The organism is Paenibacillus xylanexedens (assembly GCF_001908275.1).
Classification (GTDB): domain Bacteria; phylum Bacillota; class Bacilli; order Paenibacillales; family Paenibacillaceae; genus Paenibacillus; species Paenibacillus xylanexedens_A.
Map to the genome: position 1 here is coordinate 857,416 of NZ_CP018620.1, position 15,693 is coordinate 873,108.

Genomic DNA, 15,693 nt, shown 5'->3' on the forward strand with positions numbered 1-15,693 from the left:
TTTACTCTGGGTCCGCTTGAGGCTCAGGGCGGAAAGAGGTGAAAGGTAATGAAAGAAGCAATTCATCCTAATTACACGATTGGTCAAGTATCTTGCGCTTGCGGGAATACTTTTGAGACAGGTTCGGTTAAAGACGGACTTCGTGTAGAGATTTGCTCCGCGTGCCACCCGTTCTTCACAGGTAAACAGAAGTTTATCGATGCTGGCGGCCGTGTTGATCGTTTCAAGAAGAAATACGGAATCTAATAGGACAATTCTTGGAGTTGTCTGCTAATTGCATCCAACGCACCCCTGCTGATCTGGCAGGGGTTTTTATATGTTATATGTAAGCATGGTTGCTTCCGAGTTCCTCTGGTTGCAATTTGGATAACCTTACGTTATACTATTTCTTACCGTGCTAGATGGGGAGGTAGCGGTGCCCTGTAACTCGCAATCCGCTATAGCGAGGTTGAATTCCTGCTAGAGGTTTTGCCGATGTGAGGTTTGGTCCCTAAACGTGGTGTTGACGGTTGGGTCCTCCGCAATGAGTACTCATGAACCTGGTCAGGTCCGGAAGGAAGCAGCCATAAGTGAGATCACTCTTGTGCCGGAGGGTTGCCTAGCCCGAGCTATTGTTCAGGGGTGCCACTTGGATCGCAAATATCGATAGCAGGTGCACGGCTTACCTTTTAAATGTAGAGACCTTTGCAGTTGTATGTATGCAGGGGTCTTTTTGATATGTCTTAAAAAACCATGCATGAATGAGTCAGATAAAGTTTGGATTCACCCTGGAATATAGTATAATGGGGGAACGACAAAGGACTCGAATGCGAAGTGGAAGGAAGGTAACGCATCATGGAGCATATCGCGTTATACCGGGCTTGGCGTCCCCAGTCGTTTCAAGATATGGTGGGGCAACAGCATATTATTCAGACCTTGCAGAACGCGATTCGTGAACAGCGGACTTCCCATGCCTACTTATTTAGCGGGCCCAGAGGAACGGGAAAGACAAGTGCCGCCAAGATTTTGGCCAAAGCTGTGAACTGCGAACGTGGGCCTGCGCCTGAACCTTGTAACGAGTGTGAAGCTTGCCGCAGGATTACGACTGGCGCTGTGATGGACGTGCAGGAGATTGACGCTGCATCCAACCGGGGCGTTGAGGAAATCCGTGATCTTCGGGAAAAGGTTAAATATGCGCCAACCGAAGTCCGGCAGAAAGTCTATATTATTGATGAAGTGCACATGCTGACGACGGAGGCATTCAATGCTTTACTCAAAACATTGGAAGAGCCACCGCCACATGTGATGTTTATTTTGGCAACAACGGAACCGCACCGCCTTCCGGCTACCATTATATCGCGCTGTCAGCGATTTGATTTTCGCCGGGTATCCCTAGAAGAGCAGACAGCAAGACTTACACTGATCTGTGAACAGGAAGGCATGGAAGCTGACCAGGATGCGCTCCAATACATTGCCCGTTTATCGGACGGTGGAATGAGGGATGCACTTAGTGTGCTGGATCAGATCTCTTCATTTACGGATGGACGAGTAACGTACCAGCAGGTCATGGACATGACGGGTGGAATTGCTTCAGAGCAATTTGCCAAACTGGCTGCTTCGCTGCTCAAAGGTGATGTTGGTCATATTTTGCAGATGATTGAAGGTTTCATGCATGAAGGAAAGAGTGCAGACAAGTGCATGGAGAATTTACTGTATTATTTCCGTGATTTGCTTATGATTAAGATGGTGCCTGATGCAGATAAACTGACGGACCGCGTACTTAATCCGGAGTCTTTCCGTGATATGGCGGAGTCATTCACCAAGGAACAACTGTTCCACATGATTGACACCCTTAATCGGTACCAGAGTGAAATGAAATATGCAGTACAGCCACAGACATTATTTGAAGTTGCATTGCTTAAACTGTGTAGTATTCCTGCTCAAGGTGAGGCTTCTGTTCAGGTGGGAACTTCAGCTCATGCAGCACCTGCTGATGGGGGGGAGATCAACCGCTTGAAGCAGCAGCTTGCTGAGTTGGAGAAGAAGTTGGATCGTGCACTAAAAAGTGGGTTGTCTGGTGGAGAAGGTGCATCGAGCGCTCCATCGCGTCCGGCAACAAGAGCTCCTGTATCGAGAGGCAACTCGCCTGCGAAGCTTCCTGCACAGTTAGATCAGTATGTTGCGCGCAAGGGAGCCCCTGAGTTCGCGGAGATCAGCAAAAAATGGAGTCAGATCCTGCAACGAGTGAAGGAAGAGAGGGTTACCGTCCACGCCTGGTTTGTGGATGGTGAGCCGGTGTCGTTGCTTGAAGACAATGTGTTGGTTGCTTTCAAAAACAACATTCACCGTGAAACAACGGAGAAGCAGGCTAACCGTGAAGTCATTGAGCGGGTGTTGTCCGAACAGCTTGGGCGTCCTGCACGATTGGTGACGATGATGCTCAAAGATTGGACCGGAGCAATGGAGGGAGCTTCTGAAGCGCCAAAGGAGGACTTTAAGCTTGAACCTGAGCATGAAGACGGCGGTTCAGGCAACAAACAGCCTTGGATTGATGAAGCCATCCAGCTCTTTGGTGAAGACCTTGTAGTGATCAAAGAATAATGCGCATCGCGCGATAACCATAACAAAGGAGATGAACAATTATGAACAACATGAACCAAATGATGAAACAAGTGAAGAAAATGCAGGAGCAAATGCTGAAAGCACAAGAGGAACTGGCGGACAAAACAGTCCAAGGTACATCTGGTGGCGGTGTAGTGACGGCTGAAGTTAACGGACACAAGAAATTGCTTGCTATCACGATCAAACCTGAAGCGGTAGATCCGGAAGATGTTGAAATGTTGCAGGATCTCGTTATGACAGCTGTTAATGATGCAATGGCCAAAGCTGATGAGATTGCCAACAAGGATATGGGCAAATTCACAGGCGGCATGAATATTCCGGGATTATTTTAATTAAAAATTGATCCTGTCAAAGGAGACACAATCGATTGTATTATCCCGAACCAATAGCCAAGCTGATTGATGCCTTCACCCGGTTGCCGGGTGTGGGTCCCAAGACGGCAGCGCGTTTAGCTTTTCATGTGCTTAACATGAAGGAAGATGACGTTATCGATTTTGCCAAAGCGCTCGTAAGTGTGAAGCGTAATCTTCATTACTGTTCTGTATGTTGTAATATCACTGATACGGACCCGTGTCGCATCTGTCAGGATAAGTCCAGGGATGTCTCTGTAATCTGTGTAGTTCAGGATTCGAAAGATCTGGTGGCCATGGAGCGAACCAAGGAATTTGATGGATACTATCATGTGTTACAGGGCGCGATTTCACCTATGGAGGGAATTGGCCCAGACGATATTCGTTTGAAGGAACTCCTGATCCGATTAAGTGATGAACGTATAAAAGAGATCATCCTGGCGACGAACCCCAATATTGAGGGTGAGGCTACAGCGATGTACATCTCCCGCTTGGTGCGTCCGTTTGAGATCAGTGTAACCCGGATTGCGCATGGATTGCCTGTAGGTGGCGATCTTGAGTATGCGGATGAAGTGACCCTTTCCAAAGCGTTGGAAGGGCGCAGGGAGATGCGTTAGTGTGATCAATTTGTATTACGCAGCGGATTTCCTTGGAAACTTCGGATGCTAAATAAGTTTCGGTGTGCAAAGAGAGCCTTAGGGCTCTCTTTTTTTTTATGGAGAAAATGAATGCCTGAGTTCTAAGTTTGTCCTTTCCCTGATAAGTATGAGAATATGCTGTGCTGATCAGGAGGGGGAGAGTTTATGTTTTTGTGGCGAAATACACGGAACTCGGTAGAGAAACACAACAGAATGTTGAAGGAACTTGAGGCGGATCAGATCTATGCAGATATTCAGATGGCTAAGCAGGAATGGGAACGGGCTATGAGACAGTTTGAAGATGCACAGGGGCAGGATGAGATTGATTATGCCATTTATGTATTGGAGGCAGCTGAGCGGAAGTACCAGATCCACTTGAGAAGAGCAAAGCGAGCCAGAGCTAATGATGATGTTACATCACAGCGAGGGATTAGTATGTAGTCACGTTTACATTAAACACGGAGGTGTAACATATGAAGAGTATCATACTGGGAAGTGTATTGGTTATATCATTACTGGGGCTTATCGTTGTTTTGTTCAGAAAGCGGATAGGGTTATCGTTTTTCACGTCATTCGGAATTCATCTGGTGCTGGCTGCAGTAGGGATATATATCGTGAATTATTCTGGCTGGATTACAGGAACCTACATCCCGCTGAACCCTGCAACGATAGGGACTGTAACTGTTTTGGGATTGCCAGGTGTGGGGCTATTATTAGGGTTGAAAATTTCTTTGTTCGGATAGTTGACTCGCAGGATATTTATATGGTACATTATATCTCGTTGCTTTGCTTGCTTGGTTAGATGCTTTAGATGAAATGGAGGAGTTCATTACGAACTTCGAAAAAGAATTTCAAAAAAACACTTGACCAAAACAAACGAAGTATGATATATTATAAAAGTCGCCGCTGAGAGAAAATGGTGACGAAAAAACGAGTTTGATCTTTGAAAACTGAACAACGAGTGAGTAAACATTCTGCTTGCAGAATGAAACGCGAAAGTTTGAAACAAGCCTTGGCTTGGATCGACTGGAGCATAAATGAGATTTTTAATCTCGTCAGATTCAAAATGAGCTTATCGCTCTTTTCAATACTTTATTGGAGAGTTTGATCCTGGCTCAGGACGAACGCTGGCGGCATGCCTAATACATGCAAGTCGAGCGGAGTTGATAGGAAGCTTGCTTCCTTGATACTTAGCGGCGGACGGGTGAGTAACACGTAGGCAACCTGCCCTCAAGTTTGGGACAACTACCGGAAACGGTAGCTAATACCGAATAGTTGTTTTCTTCGCCTGAAGAGAACTGGAAAGACGGAGCAATCTGTCACTTGGGGATGGGCCTGCGGCGCATTAGCTAGTTGGTGAGGTAACGGCTCACCAAGGCGACGATGCGTAGCCGACCTGAGAGGGTGATCGGCCACACTGGGACTGAGACACGGCCCAGACTCCTACGGGAGGCAGCAGTAGGGAATCTTCCGCAATGGGCGAAAGCCTGACGGAGCAATGCCGCGTGAGTGATGAAGGTTTTCGGATCGTAAAGCTCTGTTGCCAGGGAAGAACGCTTGGGAGAGTAACTGCTCTCAAGTTGACGGTACCTGAGAAGAAAGCCCCGGCTAACTACGTGCCAGCAGCCGCGGTAATACGTAGGGGGCAAGCGTTGTCCGGAATTATTGGGCGTAAAGCGCGCGCAGGCGGTCATTTAAGTCTGGTGTTTAATCCCGGGGCTCAACCCCGGATCGCACTGGAAACTGGGTGACTTGAGTGCAGAAGAGGAGAGTGGAATTCCACGTGTAGCGGTGAAATGCGTAGATATGTGGAGGAACACCAGTGGCGAAGGCGACTCTCTGGGCTGTAACTGACGCTGAGGCGCGAAAGCGTGGGGAGCAAACAGGATTAGATACCCTGGTAGTCCACGCCGTAAACGATGAGTGCTAGGTGTTAGGGGTTTCGATACCCTTGGTGCCGAAGTTAACACATTAAGCACTCCGCCTGGGGAGTACGGTCGCAAGACTGAAACTCAAAGGAATTGACGGGGACCCGCACAAGCAGTGGAGTATGTGGTTTAATTCGAAGCAACGCGAAGAACCTTACCAGGTCTTGACATCCCTCTGATCGATGCAGAGATGTATCTTTCCTTCGGGACAGAGGAGACAGGTGGTGCATGGTTGTCGTCAGCTCGTGTCGTGAGATGTTGGGTTAAGTCCCGCAACGAGCGCAACCCTTATATTTAGTTGCCAGCACTTCGGGTGGGCACTCTAGATAGACTGCCGGTGACAAACCGGAGGAAGGTGGGGATGACGTCAAATCATCATGCCCCTTATGACCTGGGCTACACACGTACTACAATGGCCGGTACAACGGGCTGCGAAATCGCGAGATGGAGCCAATCCCAACAAAGCCGGTCTCAGTTCGGATTGCAGGCTGCAACTCGCCTGCATGAAGTCGGAATTGCTAGTAATCGCGGATCAGCATGCCGCGGTGAATACGTTCCCGGGTCTTGTACACACCGCCCGTCACACCACGAGAGTTTATAACACCCGAAGTCGGTGGGGTAACCGCAAGGAGCCAGCCGCCGAAGGTGGGATAGATGATTGGGGTGAAGTCGTAACAAGGTAGCCGTATCGGAAGGTGCGGCTGGATCACCTCCTTTCTATGGAGAATCGTTTCCTGCAACGGAAACATTCAAATATGCAGCTTAGCTGCAAAACACTCACTCGTTGCTCAGTTTTGAGAGCTCAAACTCTCAAACGTTTGGTGGCGATAGCGAAGGGGTTCCACACGTTCCCATCCCGAACACGACCGTTAAGCCCTTCAGCGTCAATGGTACTTGGACCGCAGGGTCCTGGGAGAGTAGAACGCCGCCAAGCGTAACCCATTTTGGGTTCAAATAGTATATATAATGTGGGCCCTTAGCTCAGTTGGTTAGAGCGCACCTCTGATAAGGGTGAGGCCGGTGGTTCGAGTCCACCAGGGCCCACCATCTATACCTTTAAACTTTATATGGGGCCATAGCTCAGCTGGGAGAGCGCCTGCCTTGCAAGCAGGAGGTCAGCGGTTCGATCCCGCTTGGCTCCACCAAAAATGTTTTACAAGTTTGTTCTTTGAAAACTAGATATCGAAACGAAACAAACGCGAATTAGAACATTCCTTTAAGCTGAACTTGTGCAAACAAGTCAAGTGTATAAAGGTAGTTAAATTGCTTTTGTGATGGTATCGGGTGAGAGCGACTTTTGGATTTGGACGCAGTCCAAACCAAGGGAAGCGAGCGACCGAAACCGGAAAAAAATGGTTAAGCTACTAAGAGCACACGGAGGATGCCTAGGCGCTAGGAGCCGATGAAGGACGTGGCGAACAACGAAACTGCCTCGGGGAGCTGTAAGCAAGCTTTGATCCGGGGGTGTCCGAATGGGGAAACCCAGCTGGGGTAATTTCCAGTTACTCACAACTGAATACATAGGTTGTGTAGAGGCATACCAGGGGAACTGAAACATCTAAGTACCCTGAGGAAGAGAAAACAATAGTGATTCCGTCAGTAGCGGCGAGCGAACGCGGAGAAGCCCAAACCAGAGAGTTTGCTCTTTGGGGTTGTGGGACGTCTCACATGGAGTTACAAAGGAACCGGTTAAGCGAAGAGGTCTGGAAAGGCCCGCCAAAGAAGGTAAAAGCCCTGTAGTTGAAAGTCTGTTCCCTCCGAGACGGATCCCGAGTAGTGCGGGGCACGTGAAACCCCGTATGAATCCGGCAGGACCATCTGCCAAGGCTAAATACTTCCTAGCGACCGATAGTGAAGCAGTACCGTGAGGGAAAGGTGAAAAGCACCCCGGAAGGGGAGTGAAATAGAACCTGAAACCGTGTGCTTACAAAAAGTCAGAGCCCGTTTTAGGGGTGATGGCGTGCCTTTTGTAGAATGAACCGGCGAGTTACGTTCCCGTGCAAGGTTAAGGTGAAGAGCCGGAGCCGCAGCGAAAGCGAGTCTGAATAGGGCGACATAGTACGTGGACGTAGACCCGAAACCGGGTGATCTACCCCTGTCCAGGGTGAAGGTGCGGTAACACGCACTGGAGGCCCGAACCCACGCATGTTGAAAAATGCGGGGATGAGGTGGGGGTAGCGGAGAAATTCCAATCGAACTCGGAGATAGCTGGTTCTCCCCGAAATAGCTTTAGGGCTAGCCTCGGAAAACAGAGTCGTGGAGGTAGAGCACTGATTGGGTGCGGGGCCCGCAAGGGTTACCAAGCTCAGTCAAACTCCGAATGCCATAGACTTACTTCCGGGAGTCAGACAGTGAGTGCTAAGATCCATTGTCAAAAGGGAAACAGCCCAGACCATCAGCTAAGGTCCCCAAGTGTGTGTTAAGTGGGAAAGGATGTGGAGTTGCACAGACAACCAGGATGTTGGCTTAGAAGCAGCCATCATTTAAAGAGTGCGTAATAGCTCACTGGTCGAGTGACTCTGCGCCGAAAATGTAACGGGGCTAAACACACCACCGAAGCTATGGCTTGATGCTTTGCATCAGGGGTAGGGGAGCGTTGTATAAGGGTTGAAGGTGTACCGTAAGGAGCGCTGGACATTATACAAGTGAGAATGCCGGTATGAGTAACGAAAAGATCAGTGAGAATCTGATCCGCCGAAAGCCTAAGGGTTCCTGAGGAAGGCTCGTCCGCTCAGGGTAAGTCGGGACCTAAGGCGAGGCCGAAAGGCGTAGTCGAAGGACAACAGGTCGAAATTCCTGTACCACCGTAAGCCGTTATGAGCAATGGGGGGACGCAGTAGGGTAGTGACGCGGACTGATGGATGTCCGTCTAAGCAGTAAGGCTGATGTGTAGGCAAATCCGCACATTGTAAGGCTGAGCTGTGATGGGGAGCGAAAATTATAGTAGCGAAGGTCATGATCTCACACTGCCAAGAAAAGCCTCTAGCCAGGTGAAGGTGCCCGTACCGCAAACCGACACAGGTAGGCGAGAAGAGTATTCTAAGGCGCGCGGAAGAACTCTCGTTAAGGAACTCGGCAAAATGACCCCGTAACTTCGGGAGAAGGGGTGCCCCGGTAGTGTGAATAGCACGAGGGGGCCGCAGTGAAAAGGCCCAAGCGACTGTTTAGCAAAAACACAGGTCTGTGCGAAGCCGTAAGGCGAAGTATACGGGCTGACGCCTGCCCGGTGCTGGAAGGTTAAGGGGAGTGGTTAGGAGCAATCCGAAGCTGTGAACCGAAGCCCCAGTAAACGGCGGCCGTAACTATAACGGTCCTAAGGTAGCGAAATTCCTTGTCAGGTAAATTCTGACCCGCACGAATGGCGTAACGACTTGGGCGCTGTCTCAACGAGAGATCCGGTGAAATTTTAATACCTGTGAAGATGCAGGTTACCCGCGACAAGACGGAAAGACCCCATGGAGCTTTACTGCAGCTTGATATTGAATTTGGGTACGATCTGTACAGGATAGGTGGGAGCCTTTGAAGTGTGAGCGCCAGCTTGCGTGGAGGCAACGTTGGGATACCACCCTGATCGTATCTAGGTCCTAACCTGGTACCGTAATCCGGTGCGGGGACAGTGTCAGGTGGGCAGTTTGACTGGGGCGGTCGCCTCCTAAAGAGTAACGGAGGCGCCCAAAGGTTCCCTCAGAATGGTTGGAAATCATTCGAAGAGTGCAAAGGCATAAGGGAGCTTGACTGCGAGACCTACAAGTCGAGCAGGGACGAAAGTCGGGCTTAGTGATCCGGTGGTACCGCATGGAAGGGCCATCGCTCAACGGATAAAAGCTACCCTGGGGATAACAGGCTTATCTCCCCCAAGAGTCCACATCGACGGGGAGGTTTGGCACCTCGATGTCGGCTCATCGCATCCTGGGGCTGAAGTAGGTCCCAAGGGTTGGGCTGTTCGCCCATTAAAGCGGTACGCGAGCTGGGTTCAGAACGTCGTGAGACAGTTCGGTCCCTATCTGTCGTGGGCGTAGGAAATTTGAGAGGAGCTGTCCTTAGTACGAGAGGACCGGGATGGACGTACCGCTGGTGTACCAGTTGTTCCGCCAGGAGCACCGCTGGGTAGCTATGTACGGACGGGATAAACGCTGAAAGCATCTAAGCGTGAAGCCCCCCTCAAGATGAGATTTCCCAGTATGTAAGACCCCTTGAAGACGACGAGGTAGATAGGCTGGGGGTGGAAGTGCAGCAATGCATGGAGCTGACCAGTACTAATCGGTCGAGGGCTTATCCAATAGCAAGTGATAATTCGCATGTTTCGTTTCGAATCTAGTTTTCAGGGAGCAATCCTTGAATGATGTTGAAGATTGTTATTTGGAGAGATACCCAAGTGGCTATAAGGGGACCCTCTGCTAAGGGGTTAGACTGCGTAAGCGGTGCGAGGGTTCGAATCCCTCTCTCTCCGCCATCTTTACCTAAAGATGGACAAGCAATCAAGACACAATTAATATGGCGGTGTAGCTCAGCTGGCTAGAGCGTACGGTTCATACCCGTAAGGTCGGGGGTTCGATCCCCTCCGCCGCTACCATATTACCCAGGAGGCTTAGCTCAGCTGGGAGAGCATCTGCCTTACAAGCAGAGGGTCGGGGGTTCGATCCCCTCAGCCTCCACCATATACGCCGGTGTAGCTCAACTGGTAGAGCAACTGACTTGTAATCAGTAGGTTGGGGGTTCAAGTCCTCTCGCCGGCACCATTAATGCCTGGAACCGTGGTGTAGTTGGCCTAACATGCCTGCCTGTCACGCAGGAGATCGCGGGTTCGAATCCCGTCGGTTCCGCCATTAATCCTAAAAATTAAATATGGCTCGGTAGCTCAGTCGGTAGAGCAGAGGACTGAAAATCCTCGTGTCGGCGGTTCGATTCCGTCCCGAGCCACCTTTAATCCCTGGAGGATTAGCGAAGTGGCCAAACGCATCAGACTGTAAATCTGCTCCCGTACGGGTTCGGTGGTTCGAATCCATCATCCTCCACCAGTTTTATGAGTCATTAGCTCAGTTGGTAGAGCACCTGACTTTTAATCAGGGTGTCGAAGGTTCGAGCCCTTCATGACTCATCTTTAAGAAAAGAGTGATTAATCATTAATTTGATTAGTCGCTCTTTTTTGTTATGTGATTTTAGCTCAATATGGATATTTATTAATGCTGGGCAAGATATGATAAACTAATAGAAAACATGCAGAGTGGTGACGTTCATTATATGAAGATCATACCTGATCTAAAACAGCAAATTGAAGTCATTATAGGCACAACTTTGGACGAATATGAAATTACAATAGAAGAATGGATGCAATCCGTTGCGAATCTGGTTGGTCGACATGAAAATTCAGAGACCTTTGGTGATGAGGGTGAGCGTCAGGAGTTATCTGATCAATCTGCATCTCCAATTTCATCCGATGTGATCAGTTTAAATACGGGAAAGCGTATATTTTTTAAGGTTCGGATGAATGAGCAAGAAGAGACCGTCGTGTGTTGGGGATGCCCTGCAAAATCAATTACCATGGAAACACGACAATTGATTGAGCTTTTGATCCGTACTAACACGGCTTTACCCGATGAGGTACAACCTGTTGTATATGAGAATGATAGGGAGCAGTATTTGACTGAATTGGGTCTCTGGCTTAAAGAGCAGATCGAAGAACCAACCAAGCAGGAATCTGATGTGGTTCCTGATCGCTTTGTGGTGCCCGCAGGATTAAATGCTGAGAAGATTCTCTTCTTGCTGCAAGGCGATACACCGGATGCACATCGTTTACGGTCCAAGGAACTCAACAAGTTGCTTGAGAGTTACTTTGGCGAGGAAATTGTCTTGATTCCTTTGGGGGAGCAAGAGTGGATTTTCATGGGTGATAAAGAAATTGTTACTGAAGAAGCCGAAGAAGATACAACGGAAGCCAAAAAGGATTCACTGAACGCTTTTTGTCTGGGGTTACATGAATTGGTTGCCAGTGAGTGGGCTGGGGTGTTCCATCTGTCTGCATCTCTGCCATGCATTCCTGCGCAACAACTTGTAGCGGTCGCAACTCTTCTTAGAGAGAGTGTTCACTTAGGGAGAGCATTCCATGTTACGCAGCATATTCATCTCCCATGGGATCTTCACCTGGAGAGGTTGGTAGCGAGCATTCCAGATGATCAACGTATACGTTTTATAAAGGAAACTGGTAAAGACACGGTAATCTTCAATGACAGTGAGACACTTGCTACGCTGGAGACTTTTTTTAGCCTGGACTGTAATGTCAGTGAGACAGCGAAACGACTTTTCATTCATCGTAATACGTTGGTATACCGTCTGGACAAGATCAAACAGGAGATTGGCTATGATGTGAGGCACTTCGAAAGTGCCGTTCTAGTGCAGTTTTTACTACTAATGTACAAAGTGACGAAAAAGCATTGATATTTTTGTGCAGTTTGCGAATAGTCAAACCTCACGTAGATAGGGTATTATAAAAATACAAATTGTATTCGATTACAAAATGATCTCTGAGGAGGCAACAATCATGGCTGGAGTACGTTTAGAGCATATTTTCAAAAAATACCCGGGTTCTGATAAAGCAACTGTAGTTGACATTAACCTGGACATTAAAGATAAAGAATTTCTGGTACTAGTAGGTCCGTCCGGTTGTGGTAAATCAACAACACTTCGTATGATCGCAGGCCTTGAGGAAATTTCTGAAGGTAAACTCTATATCGGTGACCGTGTCGTTAATGATGTTGCACCTAAAGACCGCGATATCGCGATGGTATTCCAATCCTATGCCTTGTATCCACATATGAGCGTATATCAAAACATGGCGTTTGGTTTGAAATTGCGTAAGGTTAAAAAAGATGAGATCGACAAACGTGTACGTGAAGCAGCTAAAATCCTGGATATCGAACATTTGCTTGAGCGTAAACCTAAGGCATTGTCCGGTGGTCAACGTCAACGTGTCGCTTTGGGACGTGCGATTGTCCGTGATCCACAAGTGTTCTTGATGGATGAGCCTCTCTCCAACTTGGATGCCAAACTGCGTGGTCAAATGCGTGCTGAGATCACTAAACTTGCGAAACGTTTGGAAACAACTGTTATCTACGTAACGCATGACCAGATCGAAGCTATGACGATGGGTGATCGGATCGTTGTTATGAAGGATGGTATCATCCAACAAGCAGCTTCTCCGGAAGAGTTGTACAACCTGCCGGCTAACCTGTTCGTAGCTGGTTTCATTGGTTCCCCGACAATGAACTTTATCTCGGGTAAACTCGCTGAGCAAGGTACTAGCATGCATTTCATAGCTCCTGGTGTGGATGTTGAAATCCCGCAAGGTAAAGCACAAGTGTTGAAATCTAGAGGATACATTGGTAAAGAAGTGATTCTGGGTGTTCGTCCAGAAGACATTCACGAAGAGCCAGTATTCCTGGAAGCATCCCCGAACTCTGTATTCTCTACACACGTAGATGTTACAGAGAACCTGGGTCACGAAATGCTCCTCTACTTGAGCGGTGTTGGTAATGATACAACGATCGCACGTGTAGACGGACGTTCTAACACTCGTGATGGTTCCACAGTTAAAATGGCCATCGACATGAACAAAGTTCATATCTTTGACAAAGAGACTGAAGTGAACGTACTTCTTCAAGACAAATAATACTGGGATTCCTCGGTGACGATGGAACCTGACAGTTAACGCAATTATACATTGTAATGAGAGCCCCTTCCGTTATTGCTGGAAGGGGCTTTTTTAAGATTAATGAATTTATAAGTTTCGGCAGAGTTGAAGGATTAATAATCGTAAGAAAAACAGCCCTTAAACTACGAATGTAGTATCCTAGAAGGTGCTTCGATCAGAAGACTTTTCTTACTAATGGTTGTCGGAGGCTGCGATTGCATTCATCCCGGAATTCATTTAAGATTATTTGAAGGTCTGTCTTCATTTATTTGAGAGAATCGACTGTTGGAAGGGTATGCATTCTGTACCCCATGTTGTGAATGCGCTAATAATGGAAATAACTGATACACGATCTGATGTACATAGAGGGACAGCTAATGCTGAAAGGAAGAGACAAATGGCGAAAAAAGTGAAAGTATCTGAACTGGTGCAGCAATTTCAGTTGGAGGTTGTTTCTGGATCTCACGGATTGAAAAGAGTCATTACGGTAGATGACCTGAATCGTCCTGGTCTGGAAATGGCCGGTTATTTTGAATACCATCCACAAGAACGGGTACAGCTGCTTGGAAGAACGGAGTTAGCTTTCTTTGCAATGTTACCTGAGCAAGAGCGGCGCGATCGTATGCAACGTCTTTGTACGGAAGAGACGCCTTGTATCGTTGTCACGCGTGGACTGGAAGTTCCGCAAGAGCTGATTGATATCAGTGAAGAGCAGAATCTGGCTGTACTTCGTAGCAACATGGCTACTACGATTCTATCCAGCCGGATCACGGGTTTCCTGGAAAAGAAATTGGCACCAACAGCAACCATTCACGGTGTACTTTGTGATGTCTATGGCGTAGGTATGCTGATCACAGGTAGCAGCGGTATTGGTAAGAGTGAAACAGCGCTTGAACTGGTGAAACGTGGACACCGACTGATTGCCGATGATGCGGTAGAGATCCGCCAAACGTCAGATTTTCAGCTGCACGGTACTGCACCAGAATTGATCCGCCACTTGCTCGAAATTCGAGGTGTCGGTATTATCAACGTCATGACATTGTTCGGAGCTGGTGCGGTTCGGAATAACAAACGGATTACTTTGGTTGTACGTCTGGAAGCATGGCAGCAGGATAAACAATATGATCGTCTGGGTCTGGATGAAGAGACTACACGTATCATTGATACGGATGTACCTCTTGTTACAATCCCTGTTCGTCCGGGACGGAACTTGGCGGTTATTATTGAAGTGGCAGGTATGAACTATCGCCTGAAACAGATGGGTCTGAATGCTGCGCTGCAATTCACGAACAAGCTGACAGCAACCATCTCGGAAGATATGGAAGACATGGATTAAGAAACATTTTATACAAGGAAATGAAGATAAATGGTTGACATGTACTGCTTCTCTTAAGGCGCAGTGTATGCCAACCATTCGTCATGCGTGCGGTTGATTGAATAAATAGGAGTGTGAATGAATGGATACATTATTACTGTTGAACCCGATTGCGTTCTCTATTGGAGCGTTAAAGGTTCACTGGTACGGGCTTATTCTTGGTGCCGCGGCACTTATAGGACTCCTGCTCGTGATCCGGGAGGGCAAACGATACAATATTCCACAGGAAGTGTTCATGGACATGGTCCTGCTGGGTGTGCCTTCTGCCATCATTGGTGCCCGCATCTACTACGTCGCATTTAAGTGGGAAGATTATAAGGATAATTTCTGGGATGTCTTTAAAATATGGAATGGCGGTATAGCCATCTATGGTGCCCTTATTGGTGCTATCATCTGTGCAGTTATTTTCTTCCGTCGTAAAGGATATAACTTCTGGCGTATGGCCGATATCTGTGCGCCTGGACTGCTCGTTGGACAGTTGATCGGACGCTGGGGGAACTTTGTGAATCAGGAAGCCTACGGCGGTCCTGTGGAAGAATCATTTTTGAGAGACAAGCTTCATCTGCCGGACTTTATTGTGAATCAAATGAACGTAGAGGGCGTATTCCACCATCCTGCATTTTTGTATGAATCGATGTGGAGTCTCGTTGGCCTAGTCTTGCTGCTGGTTCTGCGTCGTCAGAAGTTTCTGCGTTCAGGTGAATTGTTCATGTCTTATTTCATCTGGTACTCTATCGGTCGCTTCTTCATTGAAGCTCTACGTACGGACAGTCTGGGCTTCCAGGCTCCGCAGTGGGTTGCTTCATTAGTGAACGGGCTGTGGTCTCCAATGACTGCAATGGGCTTTGAACAAGGATATCTTGATCCTGCTTACGGTAACGTAAGAATCTCGCAACTGCTCGCGATTGGCATCATTATTGTTGCTGTTGTATTCATTGTGGTGAGAAGAGTGACAGGTAAAGCAGATGTTCGTTATAGTGATCCGATTGTATCGTCCAAAGTTACCTCAGATGATATGGAGCATACGGGAACAGTTGCTGGCAAAGAGAATAAGTTAACACCTCCAGCCAAAGATGAATCCAAGCAAGTTGATGATAAAAAGGAGTAATGCAAC

General features: G+C 48.0%; 10 protein-coding genes, 10 tRNA genes, 3 rRNA genes and 1 other RNA gene. All 24 read left to right on the top strand.

Going from position 1 to position 15,693, the window contains the following annotated elements; translation table 11 throughout:
* Nucleotides 1–48 precede the first annotated feature (48 nt).
* The 24 genes from rpmE to lgt all read left to right on the top strand — a co-directional run bounded on the left by rpmE (nucleotide 49) and on the right by lgt (nucleotide 15,687).
* Nucleotides 49–246, top strand: coding sequence for a 50S ribosomal protein L31 (rpmE, locus tag BS614_RS03660; protein ID WP_036607255.1), 198 nt, complete (start codon nucleotides 49–51; stop codon nucleotides 244–246).
* 146 nt (nucleotides 247–392) lie between these two features.
* Nucleotides 393–660: signal recognition particle sRNA large type (ffs, locus tag BS614_RS03665), an RNA gene on the top strand.
* Nucleotides 661–834: 174 nt separating this feature from the next.
* On the top strand, nucleotides 835–2,580 hold the full coding sequence (gene dnaX, locus BS614_RS03670) for a DNA polymerase III subunit gamma/tau (protein ID WP_074092950.1): 1,746 nt from the start codon (nucleotides 835–837) through the stop codon (nucleotides 2,578–2,580).
* 41 nt (nucleotides 2,581–2,621) lie between these two features.
* Nucleotides 2,622–2,933 carry a YbaB/EbfC family nucleoid-associated protein gene (locus BS614_RS03675; RefSeq protein ID WP_036607248.1) on the top strand — a complete coding sequence of 104 codons (312 nt, stop codon included), beginning with the start codon at nucleotides 2,622–2,624 and terminating at the stop codon, nucleotides 2,931–2,933.
* A 35-nt stretch (nucleotides 2,934–2,968) separates the two neighbouring features.
* On the top strand, nucleotides 2,969–3,568 hold the full coding sequence (recR, locus tag BS614_RS03680; RefSeq protein WP_062838113.1) for a recombination mediator RecR: 600 nt from the start codon (nucleotides 2,969–2,971) through the stop codon (nucleotides 3,566–3,568).
* Between the two features lie 234 nt (nucleotides 3,569–3,802).
* On the top strand, nucleotides 3,803–4,030 hold the full coding sequence (locus BS614_RS03685) for a DUF2508 family protein (RefSeq protein ID WP_083657421.1): 228 nt from the start codon (nucleotides 3,803–3,805) through the stop codon (nucleotides 4,028–4,030).
* Between the two features lie 32 nt (nucleotides 4,031–4,062).
* Nucleotides 4,063–4,332 (top strand): pro-sigmaK processing inhibitor BofA family protein, encoded by a 270-nt coding sequence (locus BS614_RS03690; RefSeq protein WP_074092952.1) that lies wholly within the window; start codon nucleotides 4,063–4,065, stop codon nucleotides 4,330–4,332.
* A gap of 349 nt (nucleotides 4,333–4,681) precedes the next feature.
* Nucleotides 4,682–6,234: ribosomal RNA gene (locus tag BS614_RS03695) — 16S ribosomal RNA — on the top strand.
* A 100-nt stretch (nucleotides 6,235–6,334) separates the two neighbouring features.
* Nucleotides 6,335–6,451 (top strand): 5S ribosomal RNA (rrf, locus tag BS614_RS03700).
* Between the two features lie 36 nt (nucleotides 6,452–6,487).
* Nucleotides 6,488–6,564, top strand: a tRNA-Ile gene (locus tag BS614_RS03705).
* A gap of 22 nt (nucleotides 6,565–6,586) precedes the next feature.
* Nucleotides 6,587–6,662, top strand: a tRNA-Ala gene (locus BS614_RS03710).
* Nucleotides 6,663–6,871: 209 nt separating this feature from the next.
* Nucleotides 6,872–9,797, top strand: a 23S ribosomal RNA gene (locus BS614_RS03715).
* The 16S, 23S and 5S rRNA genes sit together here with 10 tRNA genes alongside, the layout of an rRNA operon.
* A gap of 81 nt (nucleotides 9,798–9,878) precedes the next feature.
* Nucleotides 9,879–9,970, top strand: a tRNA-Ser gene (locus BS614_RS03720).
* Nucleotides 9,971–10,013: 43 nt separating this feature from the next.
* Nucleotides 10,014–10,090 (top strand) — tRNA-Met (locus tag BS614_RS03725).
* 9 nt (nucleotides 10,091–10,099) lie between these two features.
* A tRNA-Val gene (locus BS614_RS03730) sits at nucleotides 10,100–10,175 on the top strand.
* A 5-nt stretch (nucleotides 10,176–10,180) separates the two neighbouring features.
* Nucleotides 10,181–10,256 (top strand) — tRNA-Thr (locus BS614_RS03735).
* A gap of 9 nt (nucleotides 10,257–10,265) precedes the next feature.
* Nucleotides 10,266–10,343, top strand: a tRNA-Asp gene (locus tag BS614_RS03740).
* A gap of 21 nt (nucleotides 10,344–10,364) precedes the next feature.
* Nucleotides 10,365–10,437 (top strand) — tRNA-Phe (locus BS614_RS03745).
* A gap of 12 nt (nucleotides 10,438–10,449) precedes the next feature.
* Nucleotides 10,450–10,535: transfer RNA gene (locus tag BS614_RS03750), tRNA-Tyr, on the top strand.
* 7 nt (nucleotides 10,536–10,542) lie between these two features.
* Nucleotides 10,543–10,615: transfer RNA gene (locus BS614_RS03755), tRNA-Lys, on the top strand.
* Between the two features lie 143 nt (nucleotides 10,616–10,758).
* A complete protein-coding gene (locus tag BS614_RS03760) occupies nucleotides 10,759–11,952 on the top strand; it encodes a PucR family transcriptional regulator (RefSeq protein WP_167544374.1) in 1,194 nt (397 codons plus the stop codon).
* A gap of 103 nt (nucleotides 11,953–12,055) precedes the next feature.
* Nucleotides 12,056–13,183 (top strand): ABC transporter ATP-binding protein, encoded by a 1,128-nt coding sequence (locus tag BS614_RS03765; protein WP_017691279.1) that lies wholly within the window; start codon nucleotides 12,056–12,058, stop codon nucleotides 13,181–13,183.
* Between the two features lie 418 nt (nucleotides 13,184–13,601).
* On the top strand, nucleotides 13,602–14,540 hold the full coding sequence (gene hprK / locus BS614_RS03770; RefSeq protein WP_017691278.1) for an HPr(Ser) kinase/phosphatase: 939 nt from the start codon (nucleotides 13,602–13,604) through the stop codon (nucleotides 14,538–14,540).
* Nucleotides 14,541–14,661: 121 nt separating this feature from the next.
* A complete protein-coding gene (lgt, locus tag BS614_RS03775) occupies nucleotides 14,662–15,687 on the top strand; it encodes a prolipoprotein diacylglyceryl transferase (protein ID WP_036616160.1) in 1,026 nt (341 codons plus the stop codon).
* Nucleotides 15,688–15,693 lie beyond the last annotated feature (6 nt).

Excerpts from the sequence above, each read along its gene's own strand:
- BS614_RS03685 (WP_083657421.1), top strand. The coding sequence starts at position 3,803 with ATGTTGAAGGAACTTGAGGCGGATCAGATCTATGCAGATATTCAGATG.
- BS614_RS03765 (WP_017691279.1), top strand. The coding sequence starts at position 12,056 with ATGGCTGGAGTACGTTTAGAGCATATTTTCAAAAAATACCCGGGTTCT.
- BS614_RS03675 (WP_036607248.1), top strand. The coding sequence starts at position 2,622 with ATGAACAACATGAACCAAATGATGAAACAAGTGAAGAAAATGCAGGAG.
- dnaX (WP_074092950.1), top strand. The coding sequence starts at position 835 with ATGGAGCATATCGCGTTATACCGGGCTTGGCGTCCCCAGTCGTTTCAA.
- BS614_RS03760 (WP_167544374.1), top strand. The coding sequence starts at position 10,759 with ATGAAGATCATACCTGATCTAAAACAGCAAATTGAAGTCATTATAGGC.
- lgt (WP_036616160.1), top strand. The coding sequence starts at position 14,662 with ATGGATACATTATTACTGTTGAACCCGATTGCGTTCTCTATTGGAGCG.
- BS614_RS03690 (WP_074092952.1), top strand. The coding sequence starts at position 4,063 with ATGAAGAGTATCATACTGGGAAGTGTATTGGTTATATCATTACTGGGG.
- hprK (WP_017691278.1), top strand. The coding sequence starts at position 13,602 with ATGGCGAAAAAAGTGAAAGTATCTGAACTGGTGCAGCAATTTCAGTTG.
- rpmE (WP_036607255.1), top strand. The coding sequence starts at position 49 with ATGAAAGAAGCAATTCATCCTAATTACACGATTGGTCAAGTATCTTGC.